This window comes from Mitsuaria sp. BK041, from assembly GCF_014193085.1.
Classification (GTDB): domain Bacteria; phylum Pseudomonadota; class Gammaproteobacteria; order Burkholderiales; family Burkholderiaceae_C; genus Roseateles.
The window spans coordinates 1,236,335-1,248,835 of sequence record NZ_JACHYT010000001.1; the positions used below are offsets into that span (position 1 = coordinate 1,236,335).

Here is a 12,501-nt window from a genome sequence, read left to right on the forward strand (position 1 = left end):
CGGGGAATGCAAAAGGGGGAATGCCGGGGAAGGGCGGCGGGGAAAGCGCCAGGGAAAGCGCCTCCGAAATGCAGAAAGCCACCCGAAGGTGGCTTTCAAGCGGGGCCTGAAATGGCCGGCGTCAGATCACGAAATCTTCCAGCTTGGCGCCGCCGGAGATCGCGGCCTTGAGCCACTTGGGTTGCAGGCCGCGGCCGCTCCAGGTTTCGCCAGTCGCCTGGTTGCGGTACTTGGCCGCCACCTTGGACGACTTCGCCGTACCGGTCTTGGCCGCGCGCGCGGTCAGGTCGGCGACCGACAGGCCGTATTCCTGCATCAGCGACTTGACCTTGGCGATCGCGTCGGAACGCTCACGTTCCTGGGTTTCGGCGATTTGCTGTTCGAGGGCGGCCCGCTGGGCCAGGAGGTCTTTGAGCGATGCCATTTATGCAATTCCTCGCGTAGTTCAACAGCTCCCCGGAAAGGGATTGCCGCATTATAGGCAGGGAATCGAGTATCACCGCAAGGGGGTAAATGCCCGGTTCTCGGGCTGTTCCGCATTTCCTGGGGATTTCAGCGACGGTCTGTCAAAAATCGTGTCGGCCGTGGCACGAATTGGGGAGGGGAGTCCCTCGGGCGTGGGCGGGAAATGCCCTAAACCGGGGAGTGGCGGTGCATCCCGGGATGCACCGCCGCGGGGAAATCAGGCCGTCGGCGGCACATATCCGGCGGGTTGTTCCGCGCCGCCGCCGAAGAAGAACTGCTCCATCTGCCGCGCGAGGTATTGGCGGGCGCGTTGGTCCGCCAGATTCAGGCGGTTTTCGTTGACCAGCATGGTCTGGTGCTTCATCCAGGCCGCCCAGGCTTCCTTGGAGACGTTCTCATAGATGCGCTTGCCGAGTTCGCCGGGATAGACGGGAAAGTCCATGCCTTCGGCTTCCTTCTTCAGATAAACGCATTGCACGGTGCGGGCCATATCAAACCTCGATGTTCAGAAAGTGGGGGGAAGGGACGTCGCCGGGCGGGTTGCGCCGGCGGCGCCGGGTCAGCTGAGTTTCTTGACCAGGACCTGCGAGCGGCGGTCCCAGTTGTATTTGCGCTTGCGTTCCTCGGGCAGCCAGTTCGGGTCGACCGGCTGGAATCCGCGCTTGATGAACCAGTGCATGGTGCGCGTGGTCAGCACGAAGATGCTGGTCAGGCCCATCGCCTTGGCGCGCTGCTCGATGCGCTTGAGGATGCGCTCGCCATCGCCTTGGCCCTGCACGGCGCTAGACACGGTGAGGGCGGCCATTTCGGCGGTGCGCGCTTCCTGGTAGGGATGCAGCGCCGCGCAGCCGAATATCACGCCGTCGTGCTCGATGACGGTATAGGACTCGATGTCGCGCTCGATTTCGCTGCGCTCGCGCTTGACCAGCGTGCCATCGCGCTCGAACGGTTCGATCAGCGCGATCAGGCTGCCGATATCGTCGTGGGTCGCTTCCCGCAGGCTTTCGAGTTTCTCGTCGACCACCATCGTGCCGATGCCGTCGTGGGTATAGACCTCCTGCAGGATCGCGCCGTCGACGGCGAAAGGCAGGATGTGCGAGCGCTCGACGCCCGATTCGCAAGCCTTCACACAGTACTTCAGGTAGAAACCGACGTCGGTCGGCTGCGTCGGCGGCGGCAGTTTCGCGATCAGGCGTTTGGCGTCGGCCAGCGCGAGTTCCGTGTCGATCGCGCTTTCCGGATCGTCGGGGTTTTCGCGCACGCCCTCGACCTCGGTCATGAACAGCAGCTTGTCGGCCTGCAGCGCGATCGCGGTTTCGGTCGCGACGTCTTCCATCATCAGATTGAAGGCGTCGCCAGTGGGCGAGAAACCGAACGGCGACATCAGCACGATGGCGCCGATATCGATGGCGCGCTGGATCGCGGCGGCATCGACGCGGCGCACGATGCCGGAGTGCTTGAAATCAACGCCGTCGACGATGCCCACGGGGCGCGCGGTCAGGAAATTGCCCGATACGACGCGCACCGTGGAATTGGCCATCGGGGTGTTGGGCAGGCCTTGCGAAAAGGCGGCTTCGATTTCGAAGCGCAATTGGCCGGCGGCTTCCTGGGCGCTGTCCAGCGCGATGCCGTCGGTGATGCGCATGCCGTGGCTGTATTGCGGCTGGTGGCCCTTGAGCGCGAGCTGCTCGTTGACCTGCGGGCGGAATCCGTGGACCAGCACGATCTTGATGCCCATCGCATGCATGATGGCCAGGTCCTGGACGAAGCTGTTGAGCTTGCCGGCCGCGATCATTTCCCCGGTCATCCCGACGACGAAGGTTTCTCCGCGATACGCATGGATATAAGGGGCCACCGCGCGAAACCACGGCACGAAGGTATGGGGGAAGACCAGGCTCATGGGCGCGGATTGTGCAACAGGCTGTCCCCCCAACGCGGCGGGAAGGTCACTTGCGGGACACCGTCCGGCGGCGGAGCATGGCGCCTCCACAACACCCCCCGGAGCGAGACGATGGAAGTCTTCAAGACCCATGGCGCCTTCAGCTGGTCGGAGCTGCTGACCACCGATCCGAAGAAGGCCTCGGAGTTCTACGGCAAGCTGTTCGGTTGGAAGATCGACGTGATGCCGATGCCCGGCGGGCCGGCGGAGGCGCCGCCGTATTACCTGATCAAGACCGCCAAGGGCGGGGACGACGCGATCGGCGGGTTGATGGCCTGTCCGCAGCAGGGCATGCCGCCGGCCTGGGGCGTGTACGTGACCGTCGACAACGTCGACGAGACGGTCGCGCAGGCCAAGGCGATGGGGGCCAAGGTGCTGATGGAGATCATGGAGGTGCCCACCGTGGGACGGATGGCGACGCTCCAGGATCCGCAAGGGGCAGTGATCAACGTGATCACCTACGCCGAGATGCCACCAGCCTGACGACCGGCTCCCGCTTGCGGGGCGCGAGATAATCCGCGCCCCGTGAGTCAGAACACCAACGCCCCCGCCCCGGCGGCTCCGAAGACGGATCGCGCCCCGCGTCCGCCGCGCCGCCCGCGCCAGCAGGCCGCTCCTCGGCCTCCCGCTCCCGCCAACCCGATCCCGCCGATCGAGTTCCCCGAATCGCTGCCCGTCTCCGGCCGCCGCGAGGAGATCATGCGGGCGCTCGCCGAGCACCAGGTCGTGATCGTCTGCGGCGAGACCGGCTCGGGCAAGACCACCCAGCTGCCCAAGATCGCGCTGGCCATGGGCCGCGGACGCGGCAACGGCGGCGGCCTGATCGGCCATACGCAGCCGCGCCGCATCGCCGCCTCCAGCGTCGCCAAGCGCATCGCCGAGGAGCTCAAGTCGCCGCTGGGCGACGTGGTCGGCTACAAGGTCCGCTTCCAGGACCGGCTGCAGCCCGGCGCCTCGGTCAAGCTGATGACCGACGGCATCCTGCTGGCCGAGACCCAGACCGATCCGCTGCTCCAGGCCTACGACACGCTGATCATCGACGAGGCCCACGAACGCAGCCTCAACATCGACTTCCTGCTCGGCTACCTGCGCGAGATCCTGCCGCGCCGGCCCGACCTGAAGGTCATCGTGACCTCGGCGACCATCGATGCGGACCGCTTCGCGCAGCACTTCGCGTCGGCCAAGGGACCCGCGCCGGTGCTGATGGTCTCGGGGCGGCTGTTCCCGGTCGAGCAGCGCTACCGCCCCTTCGAGGAGTCCCGCGAGTACGACGTCAACGACGCCATCTGCGACGCGGTCGACGAGCTCTGGCGCGAAGGGCGCGGTGACGTGCTGGTCTTCCTGCCCGGCGAGCGCGAGATCCGCGAGGCCGCCGAGGCGCTGCGCAAGCACCACCCGCCCGGCGTGGAGGTGCTGCCGCTGTTCGCGCGTCTGTCCGAGCAGGAGCAGAACCGCGTCTTCCAGCCGCATGGCCAGCCGCGCATCGTGCTGGCGACCAACGTCGCCGAGACCTCGCTGACCGTGCCCGGCATCCGCTACGTGATCGATCCCGGCCTGGCGCGCGTCAAGCGCTACAGCTACCGCAACAAGGTCGAGCAGCTGCAGATCGAGAACATCAGCCAGGCCGCCGCCAACCAGCGCGCCGGCCGCTGCGGCCGCGTCAGCAACGGCATCTGCGTGCGGCTCTACGAGGAGAAGGACTTCCTCGGCCGGCCGCGCTTCACCGATCCGGAAATCCTGCGCAGCTCGCTGGCCGGCGTGATCCTGCGGATGAAGGCGCTGCATCTGGGCCAGGTCGAGGACTTCCCCTTCATCGAGCCGCCGCCGCGCAAGGCCATCGCCGACGGCTACCAACTGCTCAACGAGCTGGGCGCCGTCGACGAGCGCAACGAGCTCACGCCCATGGGCAACGAGCTGTCCAAGCTCCCGCTGGACCCGCGCGTGGGCCGCATGATCCTGGAGGCGCGCAAGCGCGACGCGCTCAGCGAGATCCTGATCATCGCCAGCGCGCTGTCCGGCCAGGATGTGCGCGACCGCCCGGCCGAGCAACAGCAGCAGGCCGACGAGAAGCACAAGAAGTTCGACGACGAGAAGTCGGAGTTCATGGGCTATCTGAAGCTGTGGAAGTGGCTCGGCGACGCGCGGGGAGGGGAAGGGGAGCACAAGCTCTCCGTCCGCAAGCAGGAGCAGCTGCTGCGCGACAACTTCGTCAGCCCGCGCCGCGTGCGCGAGTGGCGCGACATCTACTCGCAGCTGCACACCGTGGTGGCCGAGCACGGCTGGCGCCTGAACGGCGCGCCGGCGACCTACGAGCAGGTCCACCTGTCGATGCTCGCGGGCCTGCTGGGCAACATCGGCGTCAAGGCCGATGACGACGACTGGTACCTGGGCGCGCGCGGCATCAAGTTCTGGCGCCATCCCGGCGCGCACCTGAGCAAGAGGCCGGGCCGCTGGATCGTCGCGGCGGAGCTGGTCGATACGACGCGGCTGTTCGGGCGCGGCATCGCGGCGATCGAGCCGCAATGGCTGCCGGGCATCGCCGGCCACCTGATCAAGACCCAGCTGCTGGAGCCGCACTGGGAGAAGAAGGCTGCGGAGGTCGTGGCGCTGGAGCGCGCGACGCTGTACGGCATCGTCCTCTACAACAACAAGCGGGTGAACTTCGGCCGCATCGACGCCGCCGCCGCGCGCGAGATCTTCATCCGCGAGGCGCTGGTCAATGGCGACTGGGAAACGCGGCTGCCCTTCCTGGCGCACAACCAGAAGCAGATCGCCAAGGTCGAGGAGCTGGAGCACAAGTCGCGCCGGCAGGACGTGCTGGTCGACGACGAGCTGATCTTTGCCTTCTACGACCAGCAGCTGCCGGCCGACGTGTACTCGGGCGCGACGCTGGAGAAGTGGTACCGCGAGGCCAGCAAGGCCGATCCCAAGCTGCTGCACCTGAGCCGCGACGAGCTGATGCGGCACGAGGCCGCCGGCGTCACCAGCAATGCGTTCCCGAAGACGATCCGGCTGGGCGGCGTCGATTGCACGGCGACCTACCTGCATCAGCCCGGCGACGCGCGCGACGGCCTGACCGTCACCGTGCCGATCTACGCCTTGAACCAGGTCAGCGACGAGCGCGCCGATTGGCTGGTGCCCGGCATGCTCGAGGCCAAGGTCACCGCGCTGCTCAAGAGCCTGCACCAGAAGCCGCGCGCCCGGCTGACGCCGCTGCCCGAGTTCGTCGCCGAGTTCGTCGAGCTGCATCCCTTCGCCCAGGGCAACCTGGTCGAGGTGCTGCTCAAGGCGGTGAAGGAGCGCACGCAGCTGGCGGTCCAGCGCAACGACTTCAAGCTCGAGCAGGTGCCCGCTCACCTGTTCATGAACCTGCGCGTCGTCGACGAGCACGGCCGCCAGCTTGGCCAGGGCCGCAACCTGGCCACGCTCAAGGCGGAACTCGGCGGCCAGGCCCGCTCCGCCTTCCAGGCCCTCGCCGCGCTGAAGCTGCAATCCTCGACCCCGTCGACCGACGCCGCCACCAGCGCCGATGCCCGCACCGACGCCGGCGCAGGCACGGCCGCAGGCGCTGGCGCTGGCGCGGGTCTGAACTCCCTCTCCCGCTCGCGGGAGAGGGCAGGGGTGAGGGCAGCGGTCGCCGAAGGCCCCACATCTTCCCCAGATGCCCAACCCTCTCGCGGCATCAAGGCGACGGTGGCTCCGCCGCCCAAGCCCGCCGCTGAAGCGACGAAAACCTTCACTGCCTGGACCTTCGGCGAGCTCCCCGAGTTGATGGAGATCCGCAAGGGCGCCCAGACCCTGATCGGCTTCCCGGCGCTGATCGACAAGGGCGCGCACGTCGAGATCGAGGTCTTCGACGAACCCGAGCTCGCCGCCGCGAAGCACCGCGCCGGCCTGCGCCGCCTGATCGCGCTGCAGCTCAAGGAGCCGCTGAAGTACCTCGAGAAGAACATCCCCGACCTGACGCAGATGGCGGTCGCCTACATGAGCCTGGGCACCGCCGAGGAGCTGCGGGACCAGATCGTCGCTGTCGCCCTGGACCGCGCCTTCCTCGCCGACCCGCTCCCCACCGATGAATTCAGCTTCAAGGCCCGCGTCGAGGAAGGCCGCGCGCGCCTGAACCTGATCGCTCAGGAAGTGGCGCGGCTGGCGTTCAACGTCCTGATCGAGTACCAGGGCGCGCTGCGCAAGCTCAAGGACACCCGCTCGGCCTCCAAGGAAGTCGTCGATGACATCCAGTCCCAGCTGCAGCGCCTGATGCCCAAGCGCTTCGTGCTGCAGACGCCCTGGAGCCAGCTGCAGCACTTCCCGCGCTACCTCAAGGCGATCACGCTGCGCCTGGACAAGCTGCGCGCGGACGCGGCGCGCGACGCCAAGCTGCTGTCGGAGCTGCGGCCGCTGGAGCAGCGCTGGTCGCGACGCGTGGCGGAACTCAAGGGCACGCCGGATGCCCGGATCGACGATTTCAGGTGGCAGCTGGAGGAGCTGCGGGTGAGCCTTTTCGCACAGGAACTGAGAACGCCGCAGCCGGTGAGCGTCAAGCGCCTGGAAAAGGTGTGGTCCCAGTTACAAAACTGAGCGGAGAATCGCCCCTACTTCTCCAGGCGAGGACATCGGGTTTTCGGTCCAATCCAAGCTACAAAAGGTCCGTGGCCCCCGCACCACCGGGTGTCGCTCATCGCTCGTGTCTGACAACAACACAACATCCACCGCCGCCCCGATGCGGCGCTTCGGCCGCTTCGAGCTGCGCGCGCTCCTGCACAAGAGCCAGCGCTCGATGCTGTGGGTGGTGTTCGACCCGGCGTCGGGCCAGGACATGTACCTGATGATGCCGCGCGAGAAGCCCAACAGCGAGGCGGCGATGCTGCACTGGCTGAAGACGGTGGACGGGGCCTCGCGGATCCATCATCCCAATCTGGCCCATGTCATCGAGACCGGCCGCGTCGATCCCTGGCCCTATGTCGCCTACGACCGCGCGCTGGGCGAGACGCTCGAGGAGCGCCTGGCCCGCGGCGGCCCGCCGCTGCCGCTGGATGCGGCCGGCTGGGCCGCGCAGGCGCTCGAGGGCCTGGCCTTCGCGCATGAGGCCGGCCATGCGCACCGCGACATCCAGCTCGCCCACCTCGTCGTCGACGGCTCGAACCACGTCCGCGTGCTGGGCCTGGAAGGGGCGCAGGAGATCGTCCCCGCGAGCGCCGATTTCAACGCCGCCACCCGGCGCGCGGTGCGCGAGGCGGCTGAAGAGGATGTCGTCAGCATCGGCCTGCTGCTGCACCGCCTGCTGACCGGCAAGCCGGTGCTGGACGAGCCCGACCTGCAGGCCGTGCTGCAGCGCATGCAGCCGCAGGGCCACGAACTGGTGCGCCTGGGCTGGGAAACCCCGTATCCGATCCCCGAGCCGCTGCGCGCCATCGTCAACCGCGCCAGCGACCGCCAGACGCGCCAGCGCTATCACCTGGCGCGCAGCTTCTGGCGCGCGCTGGACGGCTGGCGCCAGTCGGCCGAGCAGGACGACGGCGGCCCGATCGCGCTGCTCAAGGACAAGATGCAGCGCTTCGGCCATCTGCCCAGCACCTCGACGCGGCTGGTGACGACGGTGGCCTCGTCCTCGATGGAATCGCAGCACGGCAGCCAGCTCGCCGCGATGGCGCTCAAGGACATGGCGCTGTCGCTGGAGCTGATCCGGCGCGTCAACAACGCGCTGCGGCAGCAGGGCCCGACCAGCGGCGGCACGGTGCTGAACCTGCAGCGCGCGATCGCGATGCTGGGCCTGAACGGGCTGGAGGACGCGGCCCGCGCGCTCAAGCCCTGGCCCGGCCCGATGAACGACGGCCAGGCGCAGTTCATGCAGAGCGTGATGCGCCGCGTGCAGCGCGCCGGCCAGGTGTCGCAGGCGCTGCGGCCGGCGGGCTATGACGGCGAGGTCGTGTATCTGATCTCGCTGATGCAGAACCTGGGCCGGCTGCTGGTGCAGTACCACTTCCCGGACGACGCGCAGCAGATCCGCCAGCTGCAGGTGGCGCCCGAGGCGACCGAGGACAACCCCAATCCGCGCGGCATGAACGAGCAATCGGCCGCCTACGCGGTGCTGGGCTGCGACCTGGAAAGCCTGGGCCTGGCGGTGGCCCGCTACTGGGGCCTGGGCGACGAGCTGCAGCACATGATGCGCCGCCAGCCGCAGGAGGCGCCGGTGCGCCATGCCGATGGCGACATCGAACTGCTGCGCCTGACCTGCAGCCTGGCCAACGAGCTGGTGGACGCACTGGCCGTGCCGGAGCGCAAGCGGCAGGCGGCGATCGAGCTGGCGACGCGGCGTTATGCGCGCGCGCTCGGCCTGGGCTTGCGGGAGATCTACGACGCGCTCGGCGCCAGCGGCGCGATCGCCGACGCCGGCGACAGCGGCCTGGGCGCGATGACCGATCCGTCGATCGGCGCGGCCGCGACCGCGGCGCCGCGCTCACGGCTGCGGGAGCGCGCTGAATCGGGCGCCCCGGCGAGCGTGCCGGCGGCGGCTCCGTCCGCCGGGGCGGCGCCCTCGGCCACCGCGCCGGCCTCGTCGTCCCTGACGACGCCCCCGCCAGGGACGCGCATGCCCGAGCCCGGCAAGGACCGCCCATGACCGCCATGCCGCCCGCCGTCGGGCGCTTCAAGCCGCTGCGCAGCCTGGGGCAGGGCGCCCAGGCGACGGTGTGGCTGGCCCATGATCCGCGGCTGGACCGCGAGGTGGCGCTGAAGGTGCTGACGCAGGCGGTGGACCGCGCCAGCGTCGATGCCTGGCTGCATGAGGCGCGCGCGGTCAGCCGCTTGACGCATCCCAACATCGTGCCGGTCTTCGAGGCCGACATCGAGGCGGGGCAGACCTACATGGTCTTCGAGTACGTGCCCGGCGGCACGCTGACCGAGCGCCTGCGCCAGCGCGGCCGCCTGCCCGCGCGCGAGGCGGTGACGCTGATGCTGGGCATCCTGGACGGGCTGCACGCGGCCCATCAGGCCGGCGTCGTGCATCGTGACCTGAAGCCGTCCAACATCCTGATCGACTCGACCGGCCGGCCCAAGGTGATGGACTTCGGCATCGCCGGGCGGGTGGCCGCCGGCGGCACCGCGGCCAGGCCCAACCGCATCGTCGGCACGCCGGGCTACATCTCGCCGGAGGCGGCGCGCGGCGATGCGCCCTCGCCGGTGATGGACGTGTTCGCGGCGGCCGTGATGCTCAGCGAGATGCTGTCCGGCCAGCGCCTGAACTACGACCCCGATCCGTGGCGCGCGGTGCGCCGCGCGATGGAGCAGACCCTGGACCCGCCCGCGGACCTGGGCCCGGACAGCGACGACGCGCTGCGCGCCGTGCTGCTGCGCGGCCTGGCGCGCGAGTCGGCGCAGCGCTGGTCCGATGCCAAGGCCTTCCACGACGCGCTGGCCGCCTGGCTGCATCCCGCCGGCGAGGCCCCCGACGCGGGCGAGGGCGGCAACGCCACGCTGGAGTTCCTGCTGCGCCGCATGCGCCATCGCAGCGACTTCCCGGCGATGGCCGATTCGGTGGCGCGCATCCAGCGCATGACGCAGTCGGAGAACGAGAGCCTCACCACGCTCTCCAACGAGATCCTCAAGGACGTCGCGCTGACCAACAAGCTGCTGCGGCTGGTCAACACGGTGCAGTTCAGCCACGCCGGCGGCGGGCACATCAGCACGGTGTCGCGCGCGGTGGCGCTGGTGGGCTTCGGCGGCATCCGCAACCTGGCGCTGTCGCTGGTGCTGCTGGAGCGCATGGAGAACAAGCATCACGCGCAGCGCCTCAAGGAGGAATTCCTGCGTGCGCTGATGGCGGGCTCGCTGGCGCGCGAGCTGTGCCTGGTGCCGCGCGAGAACGAGGAGTCCTTCCTCGCGACGATGTTCCAGGGGCTGGGTCGTCTGCTGGCCGAGTTCTACCTGCCCGAGGAAGCGCAGCAGGTGCGCCGCGTCGTGCGGCCCGAACGCGGCATGGGCGAGCAGGCCGCGCCACCGATGAGCGAGGCAGCGGCCTCGGCGCAGGTGCTGGGGCTGAGCTACGAGAGCCTCGGGCTGGGCGTGGCGCGGCAGTGGGGCTTCCCCGACAGCCTGCAGCGCAGCATGCAGCGGCCCGACGGCGACGCGCCGGCGCGGCTGGTCGAGCATTCGACGGACCGCATGCGCTGGCTGGGCCGCGCCAGCAACGACGTGGCCGACGTGATCCTGAACAGCGATCCGGCCGAGGCCCATGCCAAGGTGCGCGCGATGGCGCAGCGCTACGCACGCGCGCTGGGCGTCGAGGCCAAGGCCTTCGAGGCCGCGGCCGACCAGGCGCGGCAGCGGTTGACGCAGCTGGCGCAGGCGATGGACATCAAGCTGGCGAAGAACTCGCCCGCGCAGCGGCTGCTGGCGCCGCTGACGCCGTCGGCGGAGGATTCGCTGTCGCCGCACCAGCTGCAGGCGACGATGGTCGAGGGGGCGCCGGCGGGCGGCGTCATCTCGGCGGAGCAGGCGGCGGCGACGCTGGCCGCCGGCATCCAGGACATCACCAACGCGATGGTGGAGAGCTTCAAGCTCAACGAGATCCTGCGGATGATCCTGGAGACGATGTACCGCGGGCTGGGGTTCCGGCGGGTGATCTTCTGCCTGCGCGATCCCAAGACCGAGACGCTGACCGGCCGTTTCGGCCTGGGCGAGGGCGTCGAGGCGGTGGTGCCGAGCTTCCGCGTGCCGCTGAGGGTCATGCCCGGCATGCCGGCCGACCTGTTCACGGCCATCTGCACCAAGGGCGTGGACACCCTGATCGCGGATGCCTCGCAACCCAAGATCGCCGAGCGGCTGCCGGCGTGGTTCCTGAGCGGCGCGAAGGCGCACAGCTTCCTGATCCTGCCGATGGCGCTGCGCGGCGCGCCCTTCGCGATGATCTACGCGGACAAGCCCGAGCCGGGCAGCGTGGTGCTCGACGAGAAGCAGCTCTCGCTGCTGCGCACGCTGCGCAACCAGGCCGTGATGGCCTTCAAGCAGGCGAACTGAGCCCGGCCCGCTTCGCGGGGGGGCACCGCCGCCGTTCGTGAGCGGCTTCACGGATCGTCCTTCCGGACAGGGCCGCGCCCCGCGAAACCTTGATATTTCCGGCCGAACCGCGCTGCCGGGCCCTCATGGCTTGTCACTGACGCGCCGCCATGCATCAGCCATGGCGACGACAGTCATCCATGAAGGGAAATCCAATGAAGCACGAATTGAAGAAGACGCTGGTCCTGCTGCCGCTGGTGGCCGCGCTGGCGGCCTGTGGCGGCGGCGGGGGCGACAGCAGCCCCGTCGACACGAACCGGAGCGCGGACGGCGCGGGCGCGGGCACCGGCCAGCCGGCCACCGACGGCGACACCAAGGACACGCCCACCACGCCTGCGGTGGCAGAGCTGTTCCACATCTCGCCTCGTGGCACGACCGCGCGCTACCTGCTGCTCGGCACCAGCCTGCAATCCACCGGGGCGCTGGAGACCCTCGAGCAGCAACCGACGGGCGGCGTCGTGGCGATGAACGCCCACACGCTGACGGGCCCGGACCTGTCGGTGGCGGACATCGCCGGCGACGAGACCTTCGCGCAGGGCCGGTGGGCCAAGGGCACGGCGCTGGCCGCCGGCAGCATCTCGACCCTGGGAGGCGCGCGCAACGCCGCCTACCACTACGTCGTGCACCTCCCCGCGACCCATCTCCCTGCCGGCGGCACGCTCCGGTGCGATGCCGGCACGTTCACGCGGCCCACGGTCATCAGCAACCCCTCGGCGCCGGCGCTTGGTGTCGCGACGGGGTCGGCCGCGCTGAGCTTCAACGACGCGGGCGCTGTGGTCGACGTGTCGCTCACCGCGACCGCCGGTCACCGCACCGGCACGGTGTCGACGACCGGACGAACGATCGCACCCGGCGCCTCGGCCGTCACCGGGAACTTCTTCAGCCAGGGTGACGGGATGATGCTGACGCTGGGCGACAGCGGCAACGGCAAGTTCCGCGTCATCGCGGCTTATGAAGTGACGGCGGGCGGCGACGCGGCCTATCGCGGCATCGCCACCTTCCTCTGCACGCGATGACCCTCCGGGCGGGCGCCATCGGCCCGC

General features: G+C 69.4%; 8 protein-coding genes. 5 read left to right on the forward strand and 3 right to left on the reverse strand.

The window, feature by feature from the left end; all coding sequences use genetic code 11:
- Positions 1–121: 121 nt before the first annotated feature.
- The 3 genes from FHT38_RS05350 to argA form a co-directional block, all read right to left on the reverse strand.
- On the reverse strand, positions 122–424 hold the full coding sequence (locus FHT38_RS05350; RefSeq protein ID WP_091723182.1) for an H-NS family nucleoid-associated regulatory protein: 303 nt from the start codon (positions 422–424) through the stop codon (positions 122–124).
- Positions 425–682: 258 nt separating this feature from the next.
- Positions 683–955, reverse strand: a complete 273-nt coding sequence (locus FHT38_RS05355) for an oxidative damage protection protein (RefSeq protein WP_091723184.1) — start codon at positions 953–955, stop codon at positions 683–685.
- A 69-nt stretch (positions 956–1,024) separates the two neighbouring features.
- Positions 1,025–2,365 carry an amino-acid N-acetyltransferase gene (gene argA, locus FHT38_RS05360; protein ID WP_091723187.1) on the reverse strand — a complete coding sequence of 447 codons (1,341 nt, stop codon included), beginning with the start codon at positions 2,363–2,365 and terminating at the stop codon, positions 1,025–1,027.
- A 111-nt stretch (positions 2,366–2,476) separates the two neighbouring features.
- Here argA and FHT38_RS05365 point away from each other — a divergent pair, with 111 nt between their 5' ends.
- From FHT38_RS05365 to FHT38_RS05385, 5 genes are all read left to right on the forward strand, one after another.
- Positions 2,477–2,887: a VOC family protein gene (locus FHT38_RS05365; RefSeq protein ID WP_183490489.1), complete on the forward strand. Its 411-nt coding sequence runs from the start codon at positions 2,477–2,479 to the stop codon at positions 2,885–2,887.
- A gap of 42 nt (positions 2,888–2,929) precedes the next feature.
- A complete protein-coding gene (gene hrpA / locus FHT38_RS05370) occupies positions 2,930–6,982 on the forward strand; it encodes an ATP-dependent RNA helicase HrpA (RefSeq protein ID WP_183490492.1) in 4,053 nt (1,350 codons plus the stop codon).
- Positions 6,983–7,088: 106 nt separating this feature from the next.
- Entirely contained in the window at positions 7,089–9,023 is a 1,935-nt protein-coding gene (locus tag FHT38_RS25595; RefSeq protein ID WP_183490495.1) for a serine/threonine-protein kinase, read from the forward strand.
- On the forward strand, positions 9,020–11,419 hold the full coding sequence (locus tag FHT38_RS05380; protein ID WP_254783214.1) for a serine/threonine protein kinase: 2,400 nt from the start codon (positions 9,020–9,022) through the stop codon (positions 11,417–11,419). The genes FHT38_RS25595 and FHT38_RS05380 overlap by 4 nt, the downstream gene beginning before the upstream one ends.
- Before the next feature lie 194 nt (positions 11,420–11,613).
- Positions 11,614–12,474 (forward strand): hypothetical protein, encoded by an 861-nt coding sequence (locus tag FHT38_RS05385; RefSeq protein ID WP_183490498.1) that lies wholly within the window; start codon positions 11,614–11,616, stop codon positions 12,472–12,474.
- Positions 12,475–12,501: the final 27 nt, after the last annotated feature.